Annotated in this window: 23 protein-coding genes, 1 tRNA gene and 1 pseudogene; 13 read left to right on the top strand and 12 right to left on the bottom strand. The window is 59.2% G+C overall.

What is annotated here, in order from left to right:
- Window positions 1–95 precede the first annotated feature (95 nt).
- The 9 genes and pseudogenes from JFU58_RS32390 to JFU58_RS31290 form a co-directional block, all read left to right on the top strand.
- Window positions 96–371: pseudogene (locus JFU58_RS32390) on the top strand (phosphotransferase); the annotation flags it as partial.
- A 162-nt stretch (window positions 372–533) separates the two neighbouring features.
- Window positions 534–1,412 carry an N-carbamoylputrescine amidase gene (aguB, locus tag JFU58_RS31325; protein ID WP_201143063.1) on the top strand — a complete coding sequence of 293 codons (879 nt, stop codon included), beginning with the start codon at window positions 534–536 and terminating at the stop codon, window positions 1,410–1,412.
- Between the two features lie 6 nt (window positions 1,413–1,418).
- Window positions 1,419–2,525: an agmatine deiminase gene (aguA, locus tag JFU58_RS31320; protein ID WP_201143062.1), complete on the top strand. Its 1,107-nt coding sequence runs from the start codon at window positions 1,419–1,421 to the stop codon at window positions 2,523–2,525.
- 243 nt (window positions 2,526–2,768) lie between these two features.
- A complete protein-coding gene (locus JFU58_RS31315) occupies window positions 2,769–2,981 on the top strand; it encodes a hypothetical protein (RefSeq protein WP_017478139.1) in 213 nt (70 codons plus the stop codon).
- Window positions 2,982–3,094: 113 nt separating this feature from the next.
- On the top strand, window positions 3,095–3,802 hold the full coding sequence (locus tag JFU58_RS31310; protein WP_201143061.1) for a DsbA family protein: 708 nt from the start codon (window positions 3,095–3,097) through the stop codon (window positions 3,800–3,802).
- A 272-nt stretch (window positions 3,803–4,074) separates the two neighbouring features.
- The gene (locus JFU58_RS31305; protein WP_201143060.1) at window positions 4,075–5,361 is read left to right on the top strand and encodes an OprD family porin; all 1,287 of its coding nucleotides are present in this window, start codon (window positions 4,075–4,077) and stop codon (window positions 5,359–5,361) included.
- A gap of 201 nt (window positions 5,362–5,562) precedes the next feature.
- Entirely contained in the window at window positions 5,563–5,778 is a 216-nt protein-coding gene (locus JFU58_RS31300) for a tautomerase family protein (protein WP_003218111.1), read from the top strand.
- Window positions 5,775–6,425 (top strand): DsbA family oxidoreductase, encoded by a 651-nt coding sequence (locus JFU58_RS31295; RefSeq protein WP_201143059.1) that lies wholly within the window; start codon window positions 5,775–5,777, stop codon window positions 6,423–6,425. The genes JFU58_RS31300 and JFU58_RS31295 overlap by 4 nt, the downstream gene beginning before the upstream one ends.
- A 31-nt stretch (window positions 6,426–6,456) precedes the next feature.
- Window positions 6,457–7,167 carry an SDR family NAD(P)-dependent oxidoreductase gene (locus tag JFU58_RS31290; RefSeq protein ID WP_003218108.1) on the top strand — a complete coding sequence of 237 codons (711 nt, stop codon included), beginning with the start codon at window positions 6,457–6,459 and terminating at the stop codon, window positions 7,165–7,167.
- Window positions 7,168–7,334: 167 nt separating this feature from the next.
- Here the strand turns inward: JFU58_RS31290 and JFU58_RS31285 are convergent, their stop codons facing one another.
- From JFU58_RS31285 to JFU58_RS31275, 3 genes are all read right to left on the bottom strand, one after another.
- On the bottom strand, window positions 7,335–7,616 hold the full coding sequence (locus tag JFU58_RS31285) for a DUF3077 domain-containing protein (protein ID WP_177054000.1): 282 nt from the start codon (window positions 7,614–7,616) through the stop codon (window positions 7,335–7,337).
- Between the two features lie 682 nt (window positions 7,617–8,298).
- A tRNA-Thr gene (locus JFU58_RS31280) sits at window positions 8,299–8,374 on the bottom strand.
- A gap of 168 nt (window positions 8,375–8,542) precedes the next feature.
- Window positions 8,543–8,779, bottom strand: coding sequence for a DUF2790 domain-containing protein (locus JFU58_RS31275; RefSeq protein ID WP_201143058.1), 237 nt, complete (start codon window positions 8,777–8,779; stop codon window positions 8,543–8,545).
- 370 nt (window positions 8,780–9,149) lie between these two features.
- Here JFU58_RS31275 and bcsQ point away from each other — a divergent pair, with 370 nt between their 5' ends.
- Window positions 9,150–10,091 carry a cellulose biosynthesis protein BcsQ gene (bcsQ, locus tag JFU58_RS31270; protein ID WP_201143057.1) on the top strand — a complete coding sequence of 314 codons (942 nt, stop codon included), beginning with the start codon at window positions 9,150–9,152 and terminating at the stop codon, window positions 10,089–10,091.
- A gap of 242 nt (window positions 10,092–10,333) precedes the next feature.
- Here the strand turns inward: bcsQ and JFU58_RS31265 are convergent, their stop codons facing one another.
- The 5 genes from JFU58_RS31265 to JFU58_RS31245 all read right to left on the bottom strand — a co-directional run bounded on the left by JFU58_RS31265 (window position 10,334) and on the right by JFU58_RS31245 (window position 14,565).
- Window positions 10,334–11,548 (bottom strand): methyltransferase, encoded by a 1,215-nt coding sequence (locus JFU58_RS31265; protein WP_201143056.1) that lies wholly within the window; start codon window positions 11,546–11,548, stop codon window positions 10,334–10,336.
- Window positions 11,529–12,218, bottom strand: coding sequence for an ABC transporter permease (locus JFU58_RS31260; protein WP_026078053.1), 690 nt, complete (start codon window positions 12,216–12,218; stop codon window positions 11,529–11,531). Before JFU58_RS31260 ends, JFU58_RS31265 begins: the two co-directional genes overlap by 20 nt.
- A 38-nt stretch (window positions 12,219–12,256) precedes the next feature.
- Window positions 12,257–12,952: an ABC transporter permease gene (locus JFU58_RS31255; protein WP_093202781.1), complete on the bottom strand. Its 696-nt coding sequence runs from the start codon at window positions 12,950–12,952 to the stop codon at window positions 12,257–12,259.
- 73 nt (window positions 12,953–13,025) lie between these two features.
- Window positions 13,026–13,778, bottom strand: coding sequence for an ABC transporter substrate-binding protein (locus tag JFU58_RS31250; RefSeq protein WP_063033521.1), 753 nt, complete (start codon window positions 13,776–13,778; stop codon window positions 13,026–13,028).
- A 13-nt stretch (window positions 13,779–13,791) separates the two neighbouring features.
- On the bottom strand, window positions 13,792–14,565 hold the full coding sequence (locus JFU58_RS31245; RefSeq protein WP_017478155.1) for an ABC transporter ATP-binding protein: 774 nt from the start codon (window positions 14,563–14,565) through the stop codon (window positions 13,792–13,794).
- 554 nt (window positions 14,566–15,119) lie between these two features.
- On the opposite strand from JFU58_RS31245, the gene gabP reads away from it, so the two are divergent.
- A complete protein-coding gene (gene gabP / locus JFU58_RS31240) occupies window positions 15,120–16,511 on the top strand; it encodes a GABA permease (protein WP_063033520.1) in 1,392 nt (463 codons plus the stop codon).
- Between the two features lie 141 nt (window positions 16,512–16,652).
- On the opposite strand, the gene JFU58_RS31235 is transcribed toward gabP, so the two are convergent.
- Window positions 16,653–17,066 carry a hypothetical protein gene (locus tag JFU58_RS31235; RefSeq protein WP_063033519.1) on the bottom strand — a complete coding sequence of 138 codons (414 nt, stop codon included), beginning with the start codon at window positions 17,064–17,066 and terminating at the stop codon, window positions 16,653–16,655.
- Window positions 17,067–17,139: 73 nt separating this feature from the next.
- Window positions 17,140–18,060 carry an alpha/beta hydrolase family protein gene (locus tag JFU58_RS31230; protein WP_063033518.1) on the bottom strand — a complete coding sequence of 307 codons (921 nt, stop codon included), beginning with the start codon at window positions 18,058–18,060 and terminating at the stop codon, window positions 17,140–17,142.
- Between the two features lie 172 nt (window positions 18,061–18,232).
- On the opposite strand from JFU58_RS31230, the gene JFU58_RS31225 reads away from it, so the two are divergent.
- Both JFU58_RS31225 and JFU58_RS31220 read left to right on the top strand, forming a co-directional pair.
- Window positions 18,233–19,198 (top strand): arsenic resistance protein, encoded by a 966-nt coding sequence (locus JFU58_RS31225; RefSeq protein ID WP_201143055.1) that lies wholly within the window; start codon window positions 18,233–18,235, stop codon window positions 19,196–19,198.
- A gap of 87 nt (window positions 19,199–19,285) precedes the next feature.
- Entirely contained in the window at window positions 19,286–20,926 is a 1,641-nt protein-coding gene (locus JFU58_RS31220; protein ID WP_201143054.1) for an ArnT family glycosyltransferase, read from the top strand.
- 186 nt (window positions 20,927–21,112) lie between these two features.
- Here the strand turns inward: JFU58_RS31220 and JFU58_RS31215 are convergent, their stop codons facing one another.
- Both JFU58_RS31215 and JFU58_RS31210 read right to left on the bottom strand, forming a co-directional pair.
- Window positions 21,113–21,433: a hypothetical protein gene (locus JFU58_RS31215; protein ID WP_093202759.1), complete on the bottom strand. Its 321-nt coding sequence runs from the start codon at window positions 21,431–21,433 to the stop codon at window positions 21,113–21,115.
- An 85-nt stretch (window positions 21,434–21,518) separates the two neighbouring features.
- Window positions 21,519–21,818 carry a hypothetical protein gene (locus JFU58_RS31210; RefSeq protein WP_017478162.1) on the bottom strand — a complete coding sequence of 100 codons (300 nt, stop codon included), beginning with the start codon at window positions 21,816–21,818 and terminating at the stop codon, window positions 21,519–21,521.
- Window positions 21,819–21,821 lie beyond the last annotated feature (3 nt).

Genomic DNA, 21,821 nt, shown 5'->3' with positions numbered 1-21,821 from the left:
ATTTGCGTGCCGAAACACCGCATTTGCAGGGGTTGCATAACCCCCCGTTAACAATGGCGATATAAGCGCCTGATAAAGACACCAGGGGGCGTCACATGTTGCTCGCCACGTTGATTCATCGTGCCGGTCAGCCATGCCCGCACGTCGGGCCGGGGTCTGCAGCACGGTTACTTGAGCAGCATTACGGCCTCGGTGGGGCGTTGCAGTCCCTCGGCTGCCGGCAAGACCCCAACTACCGAATTGACAGCGACCGGGGCCGCTTTGTGCTGAAAATCTGTCGGAGCAATTACGCGGCCGTCGAGTTGCAGGACCAGCACGCGGCCCTCAAGCATCTGAGGGAACAGTCGGATGTACGGGGGCTCAAGGTGATCTCATATGTTGGCAAAGGTTCTGGAGGAGCGGCTGTAACAATAAACTCGATTGTTATCGGTAAACTTTTAACATTTTTCGATAAGCGGATATTTATTAGCTTCAAAAGCCGATTTTTATCCGCTATAAAGGCGTCCACTTGCCCGCCGCCGAGGAGATGATTCATGAGCCGTATCGTTACCGTTGCCGCGACCCAGATGGCCTGTTCCTGGGACCTTGAAGCCAATCTCGAGACCGCTGAAAGGCTGGTGCGTGAGGCCGCAGCCAAGGGCGCGCAGATCATCCTGATCCAGGAGCTGTTCGAGGCGCCGTACTTCTGCCAGAAGCCGAACCCGGACTACCTGCAACTGGCGACCACGGTTGAAGATAACATCGCGATCAAGCACTTCCGGAAAGTCGCCCGGGAATTGCAGGTGGTGCTGCCCATCAGTTTCTATGAACTGGCCGGCCGCGCGCGTTTCAACAGCATCGCGATCATCGATGCCGACGGCTCCAACCTCGGGATTTATCGGAAAAGCCACATCCCGGACGGCCCGGGCTACCATGAAAAGTATTACTTCAACCCAGGTGACACCGGCTTCAAGGTGTGGAATACCCGCTACGCGAAGATCGGCGTGGGCATCTGCTGGGACCAGTGGTTCCCGGAGGCCGCCCGCAGCATGGCGCTGCAAGGCGCGGAAATCCTGTTCTACCCGACCGCCATCGGCAGCGAGCCCCATGACAAGACAATTTCGTCCCGCGACCACTGGCAGCGGGTACAGCAAGGCCATGCCGGCGCCAACCTGATGCCGCTGGTCGCCAGCAACCGCATCGGCAATGAAGAGCAGGACGGCTACGACATCACCTTCTATGGCTCGTCATTTATCGCCAACCAGTTCGGCGAAAAAGTTGCAGAACTCAACGAAACCGAAGAGGGCATTCTGGTGCACCACTTCGACCTCGATGAGCTTGAACACATCCGCAGCGCCTGGGGTTCGTTCCGCGACCGCCGTCCGAACCTGTATGGTGCGCTTAAAACCCTCGACGGTTCCCTGGAGTCCTGAATCGCCATGACCACTTTGCACAGCACCCCCCGCGCCGACGGCTTCTACATGCCTGCCGAATGGGCGCCACAGACCCAAACCTGGATGATCTGGCCCGAGCGCCCGGACAACTGGCGCCTGGGCGGCAAGCCAGCGCAGGCCGCCCACGTGGCGGTGGCCAAGGCCATTGCACGCTTTGAGCCGGTGACCGTGGCGGTCTCGGCCGGCCAGTACGAAAACGCCCGTGCGCGCCTGGACGTCCCGAATATCCGCCTGGTGGAAATGTCCAGCGACGACGCATGGGTACGCGATACCGGGCCGACCTTTTTGATCAACAACATCGGCGAAGTGCGTGGCGTGAACTGGGATTTCAACGCCTGGGGCGGCTTCGACGGCGGCCTGTACTCGCCGTGGAACCGCGATGCCCAGGTGGGCGGCAAGATCCTCGAGATCGAACGCAGCCCGCGTTACCGCACCGAGGGTTTTGTGCTGGAAGGCGGTTCGATCCATGTCGACGGCGAAGGCACCCTGATCACCACCGAAGAATGCCTGCTCGACCGCAATCGCAACCCGCACCTTCAGCGTGAGGAAATCGAAGCGGTACTCAGCGCCAACCTGGCTGTGGATAAGATCATTTGGCTGCCGGATGGCCTGTTCAATGACGAAACCGACGGGCATGTGGATAACTTCTGCTGCTACGTGCGCCCAGGCGAAGTGTTGCTGGCCTGGACCGACGACCCGCAAGACCCGAACTACGCACGCTGCCATGCCGCCATGGACGTACTGCAAAGCAGCACCGACGCTCAGGGCCGCTCGTTCACAGTGCATAAAATGCCGATCCCGGGGCCGCTGTACGCCACCGAGGAAGAATGCGCCGGTGTCGACCCGGTAGACGGCACCCAAGAACGCAATCCCACGGTGCGGTTGGCGGGTTCCTACGTCAACTTCCTGATCGTCAACGGCGGCATCATCGCGCCGAGCTTCGATGACCCGCTGGACAGCCGCGCCAGGGAGATCCTGCAGAGCCTGTTCCCGCAGCACGAAGTGGTGATGGTGCCGGGCCGCGAACTGTTACTGGGGGGCGGCAATATCCACTGCCTGACCCAGCAACAGCCGGCCCCGCACAAAAACTGAGTGCACTTGTAACAGCCTGATGCCGGGTTGAACGGCAATCGAGCGCGCTACGGTATGCGCGCTCACACCAAGCCCACGGCCCGTCAGGTTCGTGGGCTTTTTTGTGTCCAGGTCCCCACAAACCGGGCACATTGGCATAGCTCTTGTATCGCTGTTGGGACATAGAGCACGGTGTATGACTAAGCGGTTCTGTCATAAACCTTGAGTAAGTTAGCCGCTCAAGCAGTCGGAGAGAGCGCTGAAATGAATGCCGATATCAACCTGATGTACACGCGCACGTTCCACCCTTTGCGGGTGAACGGTGACGCGATTCATGCGCTGGCGCTCTGGTTGAAGGAAAACGGTTCGAGGCAGATCAGGACGCCCGACCCGCGCCGGGTGATGAGCGAACGGTACCCGGTGGGGTTGTTCAGCGAGGATGAAGTGCAGGCGTTGTGTGAGTTGATGCAAGACTGAAGAGGACAGGGATATTCGACCGATTCTCGAAACAGTCTGAAAGCCAATCCAGGGTTTTTCCTAACTGTGCGTGAGACTAATCTGGCGGGCATCAACGTCCATCGGAGCCCGTCATGTCGGCAGCCACGCTTCACTACATTTACGACCCGCTGTGCGGTTGGTGTTACGGCGCCGAGCCGCTGCTGAACGCCGCCCGTAGCGTGTTACCGATCCAGTTGCACGGCGGCGGGATGATGACCGGCGCCAATCGCCAATCCGTATCGCCACAGTTGCGTGACTACGTCATGCCTCATGACCGACGCATCGCCGAGTACACCGGGCAACCGTTTGGCGAGGCGTATTTCGAAGGCCTGCTGCGGGACCACGACGCGGTGTTCGACTCCGCCCCGCCGATCAGCGCCGTGCTGACCGCAGAAAAAATCGCAGGTCGAGGCCTTGAACTGCTGGCACGTTTGCAAACGGCCCACTACGTCGAAGGTCGCCGAATCGCCGATCACGACGTGCTGCTGACCCTGGCCGAATCCATCGGTTTGGATCCCCGGGCCTTCAACGCCGCCTTCAATGAAATCCTGGGTGCTGAAACTCGCGCGCGCATCAACGACAGCCGCCAATGGCTGGCAAAAATCGGTGGCCAGGGCTTTCCCACGTTGGCCTTGGAGCAGAATGGGCAGCTGCAATTGCTCGACATCAGCCCTTGGCTCGGTAAGCCCGAAGCCTTTTCTGAATGGCTGAGACAAAGAGTCGCAATTTCGATTCAACCCACCCAATCGAGTGCACCAATGTGTGGCCTGCAGGGGTGTGAAGATCCAAGAAGCGCTTGATAGAGCCTTGCGCGATGATGGCTATTTAATGTTTCTTAGACTTTTTTAGCCTAAATACAGAAGATTCACGAAATTGACACACAGTAAAGGGCGCGGATAGGATTCGCCCCAACGCCTGTGGCTAACCGCCATGACTTCTCCAATAAAAAAAGGCCCGCGGCATATTCAGTCGTCCGCGGGCCTTTTTTTATCTGGGAGAGTCGACACCAGAAAAGCAACACGGAGCCTGGTGTCACAGCGCGTACTCAACCAGTAATAAGGAATATAAGAAAATGTTGAAGCAACGGATGGGGCTGATCGCTCTGGGGATTTTGAGCGCTACGCAAGCAATGGCTGACGACCAATCCCAATCGAAGGGTTTTGTTGAAGACAGCCACCTGAACATCGCGGCACGCAACGCGTACATCAGCCGCGACTACAAAAACGGCAAGCAAGACAAAGCCGAATGGGGCCAGGGTTTCATCGGCAAGTTCGAGTCCGGCTTCACCCAAGGCACCGTCGGTGTGGGTGTGGACGTGATCGGTCAATACGCCATTCGCCTGGATGGTGGTAAAGGTCGCAGCGGCGCTGGCGGTATCGACTTCTTCAAGCAAGGCGACAGCGGCGAAGCAGCTAACGACCTGGCCAAGGGCGGCGGTGCCGTCAAGGCACGCATCTCCAACACCGTGATCAAGTACGGTGATCAGATGCCAGCCGTGCCGGTCCTGGAATACGACAACTCCCGCCTGTTGTCCGAAACCTATACCGGTACCTCGATCGTCTCCAAAGAAATCGCCGGCCTGCAACTGGACGCTGGTCACTTCACCAAGGAAGCTCGCAAGAGCGCCGAGGGTTCCGACAGTGGCGCGCTGAAAAGCATCGACTACATCGGCGGTAGCTACAAATTCACCGAAAGCCTGTCGGCAGCGCTCTACGCTTCCAACATGCAGGACGTGCTGAAGAAGCAATACGTCAACGTCAACTACGTGCTGGCCCTGCCAGAGAAGCAATCGTTGACCTTTGACTTCAACGGCTACAAAACCAAGCTGGACCGCAGCTTCGCCCTGGAAAACCAAGGTGACGCCGACGCTCGCGACAACAAAATCTGGAGCCTGGGCGCCACATGGGCCGTTGGCCCGCACAGCTTCACCGTGGCTCACCAGCGCAGCACCGGTGACACCGGTTACCTGTACGGCGGCTACCGCAACGCAGGCGGCATCGGCGACGGTGGCAACACCATCCTGTTGGCCAACTCCTACTGGTCTGACTTCAACGGCAAGGACGAGCGCTCCTGGCAAGCAGGCTACGGCCTGGACTTCAGCGCCTTCGGCGTGCCTGGCCTGACCTACAACATCGCCTACGTGCGCGGCACCAACATTGACGACGGTTCCAACCGCGGCAGTGGCACCGAGCGTGAGATCTTCAACCAGTTCAAATACGTGGTACAGAGCGGCCCGGCTAAAGACCTGAGCCTGCGTGCCCGTGCGTCGTGGTTGCGCGTTTCCAATAACGCCAGCAACTACAACGTGGGTGGTAACGAGATCCGCCTGTTCGCCGACTACCCAATCAACGTTTTCTAATTGATTCGGTGTCGTGCCTGATTCAAGGCAATAAAAAACCCCGACTGGTTCGGGGTTTTTTTACGCCTGCGATCCGGGCTATTGATTACATCACATCACTAATGAAGTACTCAGCCCCACCTTTATCCACTTCAAGCAACCTCATAAATTGGCCTCACTGCCTGCCCAACACACCGATGGGCAAGTCACTGGAGCCTTGTCATGCCATTTGTCAGCGTACGTATCACCCGCGACGGCGTCACCTCGGAGCAGAAAGCCCAGGTCATTGCCGAAATCACCGAAACCCTCGAGCGCGTCCTTAACAAACGCCCCGACCTGACCCACATCGTCATCGAAGAAGTCGACACCGATAACTGGGGCTACGCCGGCATTACCACCACCCAGTACCGCAAACAGCTCGCGGAAAATCCGTCATGAGCACGCGCGTCACCATCGACTTCATCTCTGACGTGGTCTGCCCATGGTGCGCCCTGGGCGCCACTGCCCTGGAACAAGCCATCGACAACCTGGCGGGCGAAGTGAAGGTTGAACTGACCTTCAAACCCTTCGAACTCAACCCCGACATGCCGGCCGAAGGTGAAAACGCCGTCGCCCACATGATGCGCAAATACGGGCGCAGCGCTGAAGAAGTCGCCAGCGGGAAAAGAATGCTGATGGAGCGCGGCGATGCCATCGGCTTCACCTTCGACCTGGAAAAACGCAGCCACTTCTACAACACCTTCGACGCTCATCGGTTGCTGTTTTGGGCGTTGCAGCAAGGGCGACAGATCGAGCTGAAAAAGGCGCTGCTGCATGGGTATTTCACCGATGGCCAAAACATCAGCGACCACGAAACCCTGGCCCATTTAGCCGCCGAAGCCGGGCTGGAAATCGAAGGCGCACGACGGGTGCTGGGCTCTGCCGCCTACGGCAATGAAGTGCGCGAGCTTGAAGCGTTCTACCGCGAGCACGGCATCAACTCGGTACCGGCCATGGTCCTCAACGGCCGCCAGTTGGTCTCCGGGTCGCAATCCGTCAGTTACTACGAACAGATGCTGCGGGAAATGTCCGCCGTGGCTGCTTGAACCATCCCCTTTTCTATATAGAGGCTTCATCATGAGCAATTCGAAAAAAGTCGTTGTGATTACCGGCGCATCCCAAGGCCTCGGCGCGGCTGCGGTCAAGGCTTACCGCGAGCTGGATTACCGCGTGGTTGCCACCTCCCGGTCGATCAAACCGTCGACGGATCCGGACATCCTCACCGTGGCGGGCGACATCGCCGACCCGGCCACCGCCGAGCGCGTGATCCGCGAAGGCGTGGCGCGTTTTGGCCGCATTGACAGCCTGATCAACAACGCCGGGATCTTCGTCGCCAAACCCTTCACCAGCTACACCCACGAAGACTACGTGAACGTCCTGGCCGTGAACCTCAACGGGTTCTTCTACATCACCCAACTGGCGATTACCGAGATGCTGAAACAGGGCGCCGGGCACATCGTCAACATCACCACCAGCCTGGTGGACCACGCGATTGATGGCGTGCCATCGGTGCTGGCGTCGCTGACCAAAGGCGGGCTGAACTCGGCGACCAAATCGCTGGCGATTGAATACGCCAAGCGCGGGATTCGCGTGAACGCGGTGAGCCCAGGGATTATCAAGACGCCGATGCATGGCGAAGAGACGCATGCGGCGTTGGGTAGCCTGCATCCGGTTGGGCATATGGGAGAGGCGCGGGATATTGCGCAGGCGATTGTGTATCTGGAATCGGCTGGGTTTGTGACGGGGGAAATTCTGCATGTGGACGGTGGGCAGAGTGCTGGGCACTAAGCGATACGGCTGAATAAAACACGCCCCGAACCGTGATGGTTCGGGGCGTTTTCGTGGGTGACGGCTTCAAGCCAGGCACTCTAGAACAAACAACAAAGATCAAATGTGGGAGCCGGGCTTGCCCGCGATGGCGATGGCCCAGCCAACACATCCACAACCTGACACACCTACAGATTATTGCCCGGCGACTCCAACACCTTCACCACATCATCAATCACCGCCTTGCTCATCTCTTGCAGATAGTGCGAAGCCCAGGCGTATCGGTCCGTATTCCGAATCATCGCCGCATCTTCTGCCAGCAGCTTGGCCACATGCAGCAAATCGGAAACGTGAGACAGCGCTTCGCTCAGGGAAACCCCGCTGTTAACGCGGAACAAAGGCTGATCAGAGTGAAACGAGAAAGGGGTAACGCCGAGGGTAGTGAGGCCAGACGGATTTGGAGCGCTCATCGGTAAAACTCCCATATCAAGTGAGAGCTACCACGTTCGTTCTCAGGCGAATGGGTGGCAGCTGTGCGCAGGCTGAGAACCGGAGATACAGGAACCCGGCAGACCCGAAGGTCTCCCACGCACAGCCGCCATTGCACGAAACTGCGGGCATAAAAAAACGCCTGCAAATCGTGATTGGTGGCGCTGTTGCGCCTGCATCATGTCGGGTTCTCAGGCCCGGTCGCTGAATTGGCAGCGACCGGAGGAGGGTAGCGTGGTGGTGGGGTGGGTGCAACTGGGGAAATAGTTGTTTGGTTTTGCTGCCGCAATGTTCGGTTTTGGGGATGGGAAGATGAGTCTGTCGCGTTTTCTCAGGAAGCGGAGGTTAAAGGGCTGGTGCGCCATTTCTACCGCCCGTTCCGGACGCAAAATCATGCTGCTCGTGCGGTATGCCTTTTTAAGCGTGAAGGGTCCGGATTTATTTATCGCGCTGCACGGTTCCGCCTAAACCCAAAATTTCGCATACAAAGATCGATGCGAGCGTGGTTACAGGAGTCGGGGCTTTAGAAAGGTTTGCAGATGGACGTGGGAGCAGGTAGGTGATCAGCAGGAAAGTAGTGAGGCTGCCAGATCAGGATCTGCGGTAAGAACACCCCCCAGAAACAACAAAGCCCTCACATTTCTGCGAGGGCTTCGTTTTGTATGGTGCCGGCACCAGGAGTCGAACCCGGGACCTACTGATTACAAGTCAGTTGCTCTACCAACTGAGCTATACCGGCGTGTTAGGGCGACGATTATAGCGATTGGCAAGCTTCTGTAAACCCCTGAATTCTGACTATTTTTGCAGGCACAGAGGTTTTCTTGCATCCAGCTCATTTTGGCCACTGTGGATGGCATCCTCAGCCCGAAGGCCATCCAGGTTCAGCCCGTAAAAGAATGTGGACCGATCAGCTGCCTTCGTTACACGAATCCGCAAACTTCATGTACTCAAATACCTGCTTCTGCCCATGGGAATCCAGGTAGGTCATCCGCGCATTCACAACGCCGCATGCCGCGCCGCCATCGTCCACGGTCGACAGCACTTGCTGAATATCCAGCTTGGGGCTGGCTTCGGCCTGGGCCGAAAGGGCGGCGATGTTGAGCAAGGCAAACAGGCAGCTGGCAATGAAGGTGTTCCGGTTCATGGTGGTGTCCTCTGAGGTTCAATAGGGTGTTTTGCGTTGGAGCCTATTGAGCGCCTGGGAGGTATCCGGCCTGTGTCACGCACCTCTGGGTTTTGCCTCGGTATGTATAGGAGGTGGATTTCATACAGCTTGTTACACGAGTGCAGCCATTAGAGGCATTTCAGACGTATCGCGATCCGACAACGACCAGTCATTTAATTGACTTTTTACCGTTCGTCTTAAAGATTTGTTCAGAAACACCAAAATAATGACACTTTCATTCCTTTGTCACAGAATGCGTACACAAAGGCGCCCACAAAAAGACCTGCGGTAAGCATCAGTACAGCTGACCTTTCACGTCTTTAAGATGCGTCGTGATGGAGTGTTGGCGATGAGCCGTACTGACGAACTTTTTGAGTTGTTTAATAAGACAACTGCCAATGATGTCCAGGGAATGGATTCGATGCTGCAATTCTTCGAAGACATGCCCATCGACGACAGCGCCAGTCTCAACATGGGCAGCGGCGCGTCGTTCTCCCGGCATTCCCCCTGTGCCAACGAGCAGTCTCGCGAGGCCGCGACCATTCGTGCGAATGTGGTGGCGCTGGTGTCGGTCAATGGCGGCGTCGGTCGCAGCACCCTGGCCACGGCGCTGAGCAGCGGTTTACAGCGCCTAGGGCGGCCGGTGGTGGCGCTGGACCTGGACCCGCAAAATGCCCTCTATCACCACTTTGGTCTGAGCCACAGCTTGCCCGGCATCGGGCGCACCAGCCTGCAGAACGAGCGCTGGAGCCAGATCCTTCATTCGGGCTTCGCCGGTTGCCAGGTGATCACTTTTGGCGAAACCGATATTCGCCAACAGGAAGACCTGCAGCGGTGGCTCAAGCAGGAACCGCAGTGGTTGGCGCAGCACCTCTCGGCCCTCGGTCTGAGCGAGCAGGATACAGTCATCATCGACACCCCGGCGGGCAACAACGTCTACCTGCATCAGGCACTGAACGTGGCCGATGTGGTGCTGGTCATCGCCCAGGCGGATGCGGCCTCCCTCGGCACTCTGGAGCAGATGGAGCAGTTGCTGGCGCCACACGTTGATCGTCAGCCGGCGCTGCGGTGCCACTTTGTGATCAACCAACTCGACGAGACTTCCGGCTTCAGCCTCGACATGGTCGAGGTGTTCAAGAAGCGCCTGGGTGAAAACCTGCTGGAAGTGGTGCACCGGGATTCGGCGATCAGCGAGGCTCTGGCCTTTGGCAGCGACCCGCTGGATGGCGACGCCGCAAGCATGGCCTGTGACGATATCAACGAGCTTTGCCGCCTGTTGATTACCCGCTGAAAAGACCGGGTTATGCCGCTAACGCCAGATGCTTATGCACAATCGATTGGTTTGACATGTCATGAAACCGCAATTTTGCGGAGCGGTTCTCAACACGCCGCAACTGCCTGTTTTGCGTGCGTTTTATTTTGTGAACAAAAAATGACCAGTCAGCATTTTGCCCTGTAAAGCTTGCAGGCAGGGCCTCTGTCAGAATTCCATCAACAGACTTATCCACAGGGCATGCTGCGACAAAATGCCCTTTAATTGCGCTCGGCGAGCAGCATCAGGTTGCGTGGGGTGAGCGGTGTTTCGCAGAAGCTGCCGACTTGAACCCTGTAACCGTTTTCTTCGAGAAACAATGCCCGGTCCAGTACCAGCCACATTTCCAGCGGGCGCCGAAACAGATCACGCACTAATTCCAGGTTTCGCACCAGGGCCAGGCGCCGCCAGCCTTGGGCTTCCAGTGCCGACCAATCCTGTTCACCTGTGGATAATCCCTTGAGTGCAGCCAGTTCGCGGCAGTAGTCGGCGAACGACTTGGCCAGCCAGCTCGCGGGCAGGGACGGAGTGGGCAGGTATTCGTCACTACTGCGCAGGTGCCGTTGCAGCACATCAAAACCCAAACGCCTGGCCATCGACGCATCTCGCTGCTGGCGTACGCGCGCGCCTGCGGTGACGGTTTCGCTCAGCGGTAAGCTGAGGTCTTCCACTGATAAACGCAGTGATGAAGCCTGGGCCGCAATCGACAGCGGCTGATATTCCTCAGTGCGGATGCGGTTGTAGCAGCAGGGCGCCACGGCCAGTTGCTGGCAGCCGGCGGCGCTGGCCAGCTGGAGCAGGCGCACATGCAGGTCGCCGCACGCGTGCAGGGCCACTGGGGTTTGGTCACGGTTGATCTGCCCGTCGGCCATCACGTCTTGCAGGCGATGGGTGGCGGGCAATTGATGGTGTTCGCTGAGGGCTCGCCCTGAAGCAATCAGGGCCGGGTCGTATTCCAGGCACGTCAGTTGCTGCCCGGGTTGCAGGAGGCGACGGCCGAGGTGGCCCTTGCCGGCGCACCAGTCGAGCCAGTGCTGGGGTGTTTTAGAAAATTGTAGGGCGGCGCCGAAGGCTTCTATCTGCTGCCATTTACGGCCGGGTACATCGACGTTTAAGCGGTGGTGGGCGGCCGGTAGCGCAGTGGACGGTAAGTTATCCACAGCACCGAGACTCAGCGACTGGGCCGCCAGCTCGGGAAACGGCGCGGGCGCCGGCAGGTAATGAGGTTGGTTATGGCTGCTTTCCGCCTCAGCCAGTGAGCGACCGCGCAGCCAGTGGGCCAGCTCGGGATGCTGGGCTTCCCACGGCAATTGCAGGTGGGTAAAGGGCCGTGGTCGCCACAGCCCTTGATGCTCGGTGAGAAACGCGTCCAGTGCCTGGAAGCGGGCGAGCAACGGCTCACCCGTCAACACGGCATCAGCGCCCTTGGCAGGCATCAACCCGCAACCAACGCTCCAGCAGCTTGAAGAAGCGCACCAGGACGTAGGACATCAGCAGGTAGAACAACCCGGCAGCGAAGAAGATTTCCACCGGCAGGTAGGTGCGGGCAATGATCGTGCGGGCCATGCCGGTCAGTTCCAGCAAGGTCACGGTACTGGCCAGGGCGCTGGCCTTGAGCATCAGGATCACTTCGTTGCTGTAGGCCGGCAGGCCGATGCGCGCTGCACGCGGCAGGATGATGTAGAACAGCGCCTTGGGCTTGGACATGCCCAGCGCCCGCGCCGCTTCGATTTCACCCGGCGGGATGGCCTGGATTGCGCCGCGCAGGATCTCGGCGATATAGGCGGCGGTGTGCAGAGTCATGGTGGCGGTGGCGCACCAGAACGGGTCCCGCAGGTACGGCCACATGAAGCTTTCACGCACGGCGTCGAACTGCGCCAGCCCGTAATACACCAGGAACAGCTGCACCAGCAGCGGCGTGCCCCGGAAGAAAAAGATGTAGCAGTAGGGCAGGGTGCGCACATACCACAGGCGCGAAGAACGCGCGATGCCCAACGGGATTGCCAGCAGCAGGCCGGCGATCACGGCGATGGCCACCAGTTCCAGGGTCAGGGTCGCGCCCTGGGCCAACCGGGGCAGCCACTTGATGATGACGGCCCAGTTCAGGCCCAGGTCGAAATGCGACAGCCAGCTGTAGTCGCCACTCATTGCGTGCTCCTCGCAAAGCCGCGCGCGGCACGTTTTTCCAGAAAGTGCATGCCGGTCATCGCCAGGACGGTGAGGCCCAGGTACATGAAGGCCGCAACCATAAAGAAGGTGAAGGGCTGCTTGGTGACGGTCACGCCGATCTGCGCGTGGCGCATGATTTCTTCCAGGCCGATCACCGAGACCAGCGCGGTGTCCTTCATCAAAATCATGAACAGGTTGCCCAGTCCGGGCAGGGCGATGCGCCACATCTGCGGCATGATCAACCGGGTGAAGATCCGAAACTTCGACAGGCCCAGCGCGACACCGGCTTCACGGTGACCCTTGGGAATGGCCAGGATCGCGCCGCGGAACACTTCCGTGGCGTAGGCGCCAAAGCACAGGCCCAGGGCGATAACACCGGCGGCAAAGGCACTGAGGGACAGGTCGGGGTTGCCGAAATACTCCCCGAGGGAGCGCATCAGGTTGACCGTACCGAAGTAAATCAGCAGTACCCACAGCAGTTCCGGAATGCCGCGAACCAGGGTGGAGTAGGCGCCGCCAAGCCATTGCAGCGGCTTGTACGGGGATGTCTTGGCCAGGGCGCCGGCCAGGCCGAGCACCAGCCCGAGGCACAGGGCGGTGAGCGCCAGCTTGACGGTCATCAGCGCACCAGCGGCAAGCGCCGGGCCGAATCCGTAGAGGTCGAAATTCATGGTTTAGTCGTTTCGCAAGGCAAAGCTCAGGACCGGCGCACTCAAGCGAGCGCGCCGGGCAGGCCATTCAGAATCACTCGATACTGAAAGGGAAGTACTTGTCGTTGATCTTTTTGTAGGTGCCGTCGGCTTTGATTTCTGCCAGGGCTTTGTTCAAGCGCTCACGCAGTGGGTCGCCTTTGCGTACGGCGATACCGATCTTGTCACTCTCGACCACCGGGTCGCCCTTGAATTCGTAGGCGGAGCCGTCTTTGCTTTTCAGCCACTCGTACTGCACGTACTTGTCGGCCAACATCCCGTCCAGGCGGCCGGAAGTCAGGTCGAGGTAGGCGTTTTCCTGGGTGTCGTAGAGCTTGGCGGTGGTGTCCGGCAGCTTGTCTTCCAGGTAGGTGCCGGCCAGCGTCGCGCGTTGAGCACCGATGATCTTGCCCTTCAGGTAGTCCGCGTCGGTCTTGAAGTCCTTGGTGGCTTTAGGCGCGATGAACTGCAGCTTGTTGGAGTAGTACGGGTCGGTGAAGTCGACGGCCTGCTTGCGTTCATCGGTGATGGACAGCGAGGAGACCAGGAAGTCGAACTTCTTGGCGTTCAGGGCCGGGATGATGCCGTCCCAGTCCGAGACATACACTTCGCACTTCTCGACTTTCATCTTCGCGCACAGGGCGTCGCCGATGTCCTTGTCGAAGCCGACAACGTTGCCGCTGGCATCTTTATTGTTGAACGGCGGGTAGGCCGCTTCGATCCCCATTTTCAAGGTCTCGGCCATCGCCGTGGCGCTGAACGCCATCGAAACGGCGGCAGCCAGGAGGAATTTTTTATAGTTCTGCATGCATGTTGCTCCGTTAGCGGTTGCTGGACATGAATTGTTTGCAGCGCGCCGAAAGCGGGTTTTCAAACACCTGCTGTGGCGATCCTTGCTCTTCGACCAGGCCCTGGTGCAGGAACACCACTTCACTGGACACCTGGCGGGCGAAGCCCATTTCATGGGTGACCAGCAGCATGGTGCGGCCTTCTTCGGCCAGTGCGCGGATCACATTAAGTACTTCCTGAACCATTTCCGGGTCAAGGGCCGATGTCGGCTCGTCGAACAGGATGACTTTGGGCTGCATGGCCAGAGTGCGGGCGATCGCGGCGCGTTGCTGCTGGCCGCCGGACAGTTGCGCCGGGTAGGCGTGGCGCTTGTCGCTGATGCCGACCTTGGCCAGCAAGGCTTCGGCGATTTCGATGGCTTCGGCCTTGCTCTGGCCGAGCACCCGGCGCGGCGCCTCGATGATGTTGTCGAGGACGCTCATGTGCGGCCACAGGTTAAAGTTTTGAAACACAAAACCGATTTCGCTGCGCAGGCGGTTGATCTGTTTGCCGTCGGCGGCTACCAGCTCACCGTTTTTCGCGGCCTTGAGCTTGAGTTCTTCGCCAGCCACCAGGATTTGCCCCTGGTGCGGGTTTTCCAGGAGGTTGATGCAGCGCAGGAACGTGGACTTGCCGGAACCGGAGGAACCCAGGATCGAGATCACATCGCCGTCGCGGGCGGTCAGCGAGATACCTTTAAGCACCTCCAGCTCACCATAGCGTTTATGCAAGTTGCGGATTTCAAGCGCGGGCGTGGCCTCAGCCATGTGCGGTCCTCATTGTGTTCATTGCGCTCCTGCTGTTGGCCCGCCTTCCTGGCGAGGCGCCAAGCTAGCATAGCGTTTGGATGACAGCCAACAGCCCTGCAGGCGGTAAACAGACGGTCTGCGGCAGGGTGTCGCATCGGCACAGCAGTGTGTCGCGCCATCAACAACCGAACAGCCGTTTGAACCCGGATGCCTACAGGCTTCGCGTAAAAAAGGGCGCGATGGTGCCAGCTTTGGCCGGGTGTTGGAAGGGTTAAACCGGCGAACGGTCCTTATCAGCCCTCTAATGGGGCGTCACGCACAATTTGTGTGTGTTTTTGGTGCGCCTGTTCGTACTTCAAGTGGGTCGCACAGTAACGCTATAGCGGAATGCCATTAGTGTCAGTGACTTACGAGAGCTGTTGAGTTTCCCTACAGGCCGCGTCAATCGCGGCCCTGTAACATTTTGGCGCAAATCTTGCGTAAAAAATAAAGAACGCCCCGTTGGTTTCTTTTCACGAGAAAGACCTCAGGCCGGGTGGACCGTATTCGCAATTCCTCGCAAAGGTGTGTCAATGAGTAGTACGCAAAGCTCCAATGACCTCGAACAGGGGCTCAAACCGCGTCACGTCACCATGCTGTCGATTGCCGGCGTTATCGGTGCCGGGTTGTTTGTCGGCTCCGGCCACGCGATTGCTGCCGCAGGCCCGGCCGTGCTGCTGGCGTATGCGGCCGCCGGTACGCTGGTGGTGTTGGTGATGCGCATGCTGGCCGAGATGGCCGTGGCGTCCCCGGACACGGGTTCGTTCTCTACTTATGCCGACCGTGCGATTGGTCATTGGGCCGGTTTCACCATCGGCTGGCTGTACTGGTGGTTCTGGGTGCTGGTGATTCCGCTGGAAGCCAACGCCGCCGCGACCATCCTCCACGCCTGGTTCCCCAACGTGGCGATCTGGGCCTTCACCCTGATCATCACTTTGCTGCTGACCGCGACCAACCTGTTCAGCGTGAAGAACTACGGCGAGTTCGAGTTCTGGTTTGCGCTGATCAAAGTGGTGGCGATCATTGGCTTTGTGATCCTCGGCATCCTGGCGATTTTCGGCTTCTTGCCGGGCAGCCAGGTCAGCGGCGTTTCGCACCTGTTCGACACCCAGGGCTTCCTGCCAAACGGCATGGGCGCGGTGTTGGCGGCGATCCTGACCACGATGTTCTCGTTCATGGGCACCGAGATCGTGACCATCGCGGCCGCTGAATCGAAGAACCCTGGCCAGCAGATCTCCAAGGCCACCAACTCGGTGATCTGGCGGATCGGCTTGTTCTACCTGGTGTCGATCTTCATCGTCGTGGCCCTGGTGCCATGGAATGATCCTGCGCTGGCAGCGGTCGGTTCCTACCAGACGGTGCTGGAACGCATGGGTATCCCGAATGCCAAGCTGATCGTCGACCTGGTGGTGTTGGTGGCCGTGACCAGTTGCCTGAACTCGGCGCTGTACACCGCTTCACGCATGATGTTCTCCCTGGGCCGTCGCGGTGATGCGCCGGCGGTGTCCAAGATCACCAACAAGAGCGGCACGCCTTACTGGGCGGTGTTGCTGTCTACCGGCGCGGCGTTCCTGGCGGTATTCGCCAACTACGTGGCACCGGCGGCGGTGTTTGAATTCCTGCTGGCCAGTTCCGGCGCCATCGCGCTGCTGGTGTACTTGGTGATCGCCGTGTCGCAACTGCGCATGCGCCAGAAGCGCACGGAAGCGGGCGAGAAGATTGCCTTCAAGATGTGGCTGTTCCCGGGCCTGACGTATGCGGTGATCGTGTTCATCGTGGGCGTGCTGACGATCATGTTGTTCCAGGACGCGCATCAGGTGGAGATCATGGCCACCGGGATTCTGAGCTTGCTGGTGGTTGCGGCCGGGCTGATGGTGTCGCGTCGGCGCAAGGGCCGGAAGGTTGGGGCTGCGGTGCTGAATTGATGGATTGAAATACGATTCATCAAACACTGCAAAAAACTGTGGGAGCCGGGCTTGCCCGCGATGGCGGTGTGTCAGTCAACACATGTATCGACTGACACACCGCCATCGCGGGCAAGCCCGGCTCCCACATTTCGTTTTGTATCAGTCTTCGGAGCTAACCAGCGCCTGTGACGCCGCGACGTAATCGGCCTGGAACTCCGGCGATTCAATCCACGCCAGCGCTGCCGCTTCATCCTCGGTATCCGTGGCCCACTGGCGATACTCGATCAGTGCCGCGAGGATAAAGTCGGTCGCTTCCTCTTCACCTTCCTGCTCCAGCACCACCGCCAACAGCGGGTGCGCCAAGAACACAGCACACAGTGCCTGTTGGCTGGTTTCGCCAGCGGTGCGCATCTCCAGGAACAGCTCGGTCAAATCCACCGACTCAAGATCAATACGGCTGTCATCGCCGGCAAAGGCATCCGGCTTGGTAGCGACGGCGCGCTGGGTGCGGTTCTGCTTGGCCTTGGCTTTTGCCCGGTGGGCGCGTTTTTGCTGCTTGTTCGGCGAGGCCATGGGCTCACGTCCTTGGTGTCAGGATCTGGGAATGGGGTATTGAAGCGCAGGTCTGGGGAAATCCCAAGGCTTTCTAAGTGCGATCCGTCACTTGGCGCCCCGGAGTGCCTTGGGCCAGCTCTCCCCGCTGTAGCCATGCCAGCGCAATCGGCCACAACCGATCCTGATACTGGCTGCGAAAGAACGCGAAATGCCCGACCTCTTTTTCGCCGATATCTTCAGGGGCGATCCGCAGATGCGTGCGCTCGCTGCCTTTGAAATAACCCAGCAGGCGCTCGATTGCCGCCACCGTGCCAAACGGATCATCGGTAATGCTGATGGCCAATACCTGGGCCTTCACCCGGGAAAACGGCAACTCACCCAAGGCTCGCCCGCTGGGGCGCTGTTCATAACCCGGCGTCGGCGTGCTCCAATCGCGTACCACACCCGCCGGCGTATCCTCGAGCCAGCCCATGCGCTTGCCCGGGAAGTAGCCAAAAAACGCAGTTATCAATGGCATCACCACATGCCATTTGGCAAACATCCGCCAGCGCCCGCTCGCCTCGTAGTCGCGCCAGTAGGCAAACTGCGCGCCTACCGTCACCAGGCGCCGAATTACCGCGCCGGAAGCCCCGAGTCCCGCCGCACATCCGCCAAAACTGTGCCCGACCACATCAATCGGCTGGCCAGCGAACTCCCGCTGTGCTCGCTGCAGGATCGCTTCGAAGTCCAGCACGCCCCAATCCGACCATGAGGCCTTGAACCCCTTCAGCGAGCCGCTGCGGGATTCGCCGATGCCGCGGTAGTCGTAGGTGATGACGTCGAAGCCATTGGCAAACAGGTAATCGGCAAACCGTGAGTAGTGACGGCAGCGTACAGAGGTGGCGGCGTTGATGACGACGACCGGGCGTTCAAAGTCTGTGCGCGGATGGCGCCACGTGAAGCCTCCGATGGAATGCCCATCGGCTGTGGGCTCGCGGAATGCTTCGGCTTGAGGTCGGATTGGCAGGTTCATGAGCAGGCTCGATCATTGCGCTTTCGATGGGGTGTCAACGGCCCGTGCGCAGTTTTATAAGAAGTCGAAACTAACAAATTTCCGCTACGAACACCCCGGGGATTTTTCTGAGGCTCGACCTGAGCGGCACAGATGCCTAGGCTTAGACCCTTTCGCCCACCAGAGCCGGCCCATGAACCGCGACACCCTCGAACAAAACCAGATCCCGATCTACTTCGCCACCGTGCTGCTGGCTGCCGTTGTCGGCCTGTTGGCGCCATCCATGGCCCAAGGCCTGGGCACCCTGGTGACACCTGCCATCGCCGTGTTGATGTATGCGATGTTCCTGCAAATCCCGTTTCTGCACCTGCGCCAGGGTCTGGGCAACAAACGCTTCATGGTCGCGTTGCTGTTGGCCAACTTCATCCTGATCCCGCTGCTGGTGTGGGCGTTGACCCGTGGCCTGGTGGAACACCCGGCGATTCTGATCGGCGCGTTGCTGGTGCTGCTGACGCCATGCATCGACTACGTGGTGGTGTTCACTCATATCGGCAAGGGTGACTCGCGGCTGATGCTTGCGGCGACCCCGGTTCTGTTGTTGCTGCAACTGTTGCTGTTGCCGGTGTACCTGGGGGTGATGTTGGACGCGCAGTCGCAAGTGGTGGTGGCGGTGGGACCGTTTGTCGAGGCCTTCCTGCTGCTGATCGTTGCCCCCATGATTCTGGCGGTGCTGACGACTTCCCTGTCCCGGCGATCCACAGTCATCAGTGCGTGGAACGATGCCTGGGCCTGGTTACCCGTACCCGCCATGGCGCTGGTGCTGATGGTGGTGATCGGTTCGCAGATCACCGCGGTGGTCCGCGATATCGGCCTGCTGGCGCCGGTGATCCCGGTGTATATCGGCTTCCTGTTATTGGCCCCGCTGATGGGGGCATTGGCTTCGCGAATGTTCAAGCTACTGGCGACCACGGCGCGGGCGGTTACCTTTAGCGCTTCCACGCGCAATTCCCTGGTGGTATTGCCGCTGGCGCTGGCATTGCCTGAAGACATCCGCGGGCTTGCCGCCGCTGCGGTGATCACGCAAACCCTGGTGGAACTGGTGGGAGAGCTACTCTACATCCGGCTGATTCCGCTGCTGATCTGGCCCGCTCGTCGTTAGGCGGATGAATGTTTGATTCCGTTCAGGGGGCATTCAGGGTGGGGTTCGGCAACATGGACCGGTTTACCCCACCTGACAGGCTGAATAATGGATCAACACAATCGCTTTCGAATGGAATCGCTGGGCATTTTCGTTATCGCCTTGCTGCTGTTTACCCTGGGTATCTGGGACCAGCAGCCACAAGGCTTCGACGGCCGCTGGGCCGTGTTCATGCAAGAGATGTTTCGCCACGGCGCGAGCCTGTTTCCTACCACCTACGGTGAGCCTTACCCGGACTACCCGGGAACCGCGACCTACCTCAGCTACCTTTTTGCCCGCTTGTTCGGCGCGCCCAACGACCTGGCTAACGTGATGCCCACCGCCTTGGCGTCTGCCGGGGTCATGGCGCTGATTTACCGCTTGCTGGTGCCGTCCGGCCGGGCGTGGGCGCTGCTGACGGTGCTGCTCACCGCATTGACCGCGCAATTGCTGGAGAAGTCGCGCTCGGTGTGCCTGGACCAGATGGTCTCGTTGCTGTGCCTCGGTGCTTTCTACCTGTTGCATACCGGCGAGCGCATGGGTTCGAGGCTGCGCCAATATGCGGTCTTTCCGTTGTTCGTGGTGGCGTTTGCCATTCGCGGGCCGCTGGGGCTGATCGAGGTGTGCGGGGTGGTGTGTGTCTACTGGGCACTGGGCCCCGTTCGTACGCGGCAAGAACGAATTGGCGTGCTGAAAAAGGTCATTGCCCATGGCGTGATCGGCTTGATCCTGCTGGCCGGCTGTTGGTGGTTGCTATTGAAGCTGGCGCGGATCAGCGGTGGCGAAGCCTTCGTCGATGATGTGCTGCGGATGCAGTTCGCCGGGCGCCTCGACGAATCCGGTGAGGCGTTCTACTTCTACTTCAAGCTGAGCCTGTACCGTTACTTCCCGGTGGTACCGCTGGCACTGGCAACGATGATTGCCCTGCGCCACAAATGGTCGATGCGTAACGAAGATGCCGACGTGCAGCTGATGCTGCGCCTGGCCGCCTGCGGCCTGATGATTTTGGTGGGCTTGTCCATCCCGCACTTCAAGCGCGCCTATTACATCGTGCCGATGGTCCCGATGTTTGCTGCGGTAGCCGCCTATGGCCTGCTCCAGGCCCAAGGCTGGCTGCTTGGGGTGCGTCGTGGCTATGAGTGGCTGGTGGCTGTGTTGCCGGTGCTGGGCATTGTGGTGGTGTTTGTCTGTCGGCACCTGTGGCACAAGCACGGTTACTGGCCGGACGTTTCAGTGCCTGCGTTGGTGGGTGTGCTGATTGTGTTGCAACTGGCAGCGGTGATTGCCTGGCGCCGTTTGCAGGGCCGTCTCGGCCAGCGTTTGGTGGTGCTCAGCCTTGTTGCGTTGGTCACCCAATGGCTGGTGCTCGTCGTGGTGGTGGAGCCGGCCAAGGACCTGCAATACGACACCAAGAACTTCGTTGGCGCGGTGGAGAAGCTGCGTGCCGATACGCCTGGAACCCTGGTGTTTGTGGATCTCGCCAAAGACACCTGGGCGATTCGCTACATCATGAACCTGGATCACGACGAGAAGCCGTTGTTCATTGGGCGCAACGAACCGTTGCTAGTGGACACGCTGCCGCGCCCCGCCTGGGTGATTGTGGAGCGCAAGCAAACCGCATTGCTGAGCGGCACGCCGCTGGAGCATATGGCGCCTGTGTTCAATGGGCGGTTGAATGACAACCCATTATTGGTGTTCCTGGTGAAGTAACCCGTTGCCCTGGTCGCCGCCTGGATGACCGGCTGGCCTGATTAAAGCGCTTTGCAGCCTACCTGCCAGGCTTTGGTACTTTCGTGGTGATCGACATCACGTCGCAATCACACGGCATAAAAAAACCTGCACGGGGCAGGTTTTTTGCAGGCGATGTTTTTGGCTGCGGTGACAGGCAGCCATCGATCACGCCGCTTCCAGCGTCGGGATCTGCATGCCGATTTTTGCCGAGGCAAAGTTGATGTCGCCACTGGCAATCGACTGTGCCTTGAAGCCTTGGCCGATCAAGTCCTTTATGTAGAACTTGTTGTAGATGAACGCAAACACGATGTTGCTGAAGCCCATCGTGATTATCGCGATCACGAATTGAAGCAGGCCGTATTTGAGGTCGCCGCGGAACAGTGCCGGGAAGCAACCGAAAAAGAACGTCGTCCACGAAAATCCGACAGGTGCTTCCTTCATCGAGCCCGTGTTCGGGTTTTTGAAAATGATCGATGTGTATGCCATTTACTTCTCCATATGCCCTGAGGGGTAGCAGTGCGCCGGGCTGTCGCAATACCGGGTAGTGCAACCGGGTGCGTGTTTATCGGTGTTAATCGACGACTTCCCAGATGATGTTGTCGTCATCGACCATCACTTTGAGGATCAGGCTTTCCTCGCCATCGGGGCCGTCGACCTCAAGAAGCCCGCGGTATTTGTTTTCTCCGCGTTTGATCAGCGTCAGCTCCTTGATCTTGTTCTCGCCAGGCGAAGTGGATTTATCCCACTCTTCCTGAATGCTCTCCCTGACCTCTTGGGCAAGTTCTTCATTGGCGGCATGAGCGGTGCCGAGGCAGAGCAGGGACGCAGAGAGTGCCAATGCGGCTTTGAGACTTCCTGTTGTGCGGATCATCCG

Origin of the sequence: Pseudomonas sp. TH34 (assembly GCF_016650865.1) — a bacterium.
GTDB lineage: Bacteria > Pseudomonadota > Gammaproteobacteria > Pseudomonadales > Pseudomonadaceae > Aquipseudomonas > Aquipseudomonas yamanorum.
Note: the sequence above shows the minus strand (reverse complement) of the source record. Positions and strands in the feature narration are given on the sequence as shown.

What these genes read in the sequence shown, in the direction of transcription:
- aguB (WP_201143063.1), top strand. Translation starts at nt 534, where the DNA reads ATGAGCCGTATCGTTACCGTTGCCGCGACCCAGATGGCCTGTTCCTGG.
- aguA (WP_201143062.1), top strand. Translation starts at nt 1,419, where the DNA reads ATGACCACTTTGCACAGCACCCCCCGCGCCGACGGCTTCTACATGCCT.
- JFU58_RS31315 (WP_017478139.1), top strand. Translation starts at nt 2,769, where the DNA reads ATGAATGCCGATATCAACCTGATGTACACGCGCACGTTCCACCCTTTG.
- JFU58_RS31310 (WP_201143061.1), top strand. Translation starts at nt 3,095, where the DNA reads ATGTCGGCAGCCACGCTTCACTACATTTACGACCCGCTGTGCGGTTGG.
- JFU58_RS31305 (WP_201143060.1), top strand. Translation starts at nt 4,075, where the DNA reads ATGTTGAAGCAACGGATGGGGCTGATCGCTCTGGGGATTTTGAGCGCT.
- JFU58_RS31300 (WP_003218111.1), top strand. Translation starts at nt 5,563, where the DNA reads ATGCCATTTGTCAGCGTACGTATCACCCGCGACGGCGTCACCTCGGAG.
- JFU58_RS31295 (WP_201143059.1), top strand. Translation starts at nt 5,775, where the DNA reads ATGAGCACGCGCGTCACCATCGACTTCATCTCTGACGTGGTCTGCCCA.
- JFU58_RS31290 (WP_003218108.1), top strand. Translation starts at nt 6,457, where the DNA reads ATGAGCAATTCGAAAAAAGTCGTTGTGATTACCGGCGCATCCCAAGGC.
- JFU58_RS31285 (WP_177054000.1), bottom strand. Translation starts at nt 7,616, where the DNA reads ATGAGCGCTCCAAATCCGTCTGGCCTCACTACCCTCGGCGTTACCCCT.
- JFU58_RS31275 (WP_201143058.1), bottom strand. Translation starts at nt 8,779, where the DNA reads ATGAACCGGAACACCTTCATTGCCAGCTGCCTGTTTGCCTTGCTCAAC.
- bcsQ (WP_201143057.1), top strand. Translation starts at nt 9,150, where the DNA reads ATGAGCCGTACTGACGAACTTTTTGAGTTGTTTAATAAGACAACTGCC.
- JFU58_RS31265 (WP_201143056.1), bottom strand. Translation starts at nt 11,548, where the DNA reads ATGCCTGCCAAGGGCGCTGATGCCGTGTTGACGGGTGAGCCGTTGCTC.
- JFU58_RS31255 (WP_093202781.1), bottom strand. Translation starts at nt 12,952, where the DNA reads ATGAATTTCGACCTCTACGGATTCGGCCCGGCGCTTGCCGCTGGTGCG.
- JFU58_RS31250 (WP_063033521.1), bottom strand. Translation starts at nt 13,778, where the DNA reads ATGCAGAACTATAAAAAATTCCTCCTGGCTGCCGCCGTTTCGATGGCG.
- JFU58_RS31245 (WP_017478155.1), bottom strand. Translation starts at nt 14,565, where the DNA reads ATGGCTGAGGCCACGCCCGCGCTTGAAATCCGCAACTTGCATAAACGC.
- gabP (WP_063033520.1), top strand. Translation starts at nt 15,120, where the DNA reads ATGAGTAGTACGCAAAGCTCCAATGACCTCGAACAGGGGCTCAAACCG.
- JFU58_RS31235 (WP_063033519.1), bottom strand. Translation starts at nt 17,066, where the DNA reads ATGGCCTCGCCGAACAAGCAGCAAAAACGCGCCCACCGGGCAAAAGCC.
- JFU58_RS31230 (WP_063033518.1), bottom strand. Translation starts at nt 18,060, where the DNA reads ATGAACCTGCCAATCCGACCTCAAGCCGAAGCATTCCGCGAGCCCACA.
- JFU58_RS31225 (WP_201143055.1), top strand. Translation starts at nt 18,233, where the DNA reads ATGAACCGCGACACCCTCGAACAAAACCAGATCCCGATCTACTTCGCC.
- JFU58_RS31220 (WP_201143054.1), top strand. Translation starts at nt 19,286, where the DNA reads ATGGATCAACACAATCGCTTTCGAATGGAATCGCTGGGCATTTTCGTT.
- JFU58_RS31215 (WP_093202759.1), bottom strand. Translation starts at nt 21,433, where the DNA reads ATGGCATACACATCGATCATTTTCAAAAACCCGAACACGGGCTCGATG.
- JFU58_RS31210 (WP_017478162.1), bottom strand. Translation starts at nt 21,818, where the DNA reads ATGATCCGCACAACAGGAAGTCTCAAAGCCGCATTGGCACTCTCTGCG.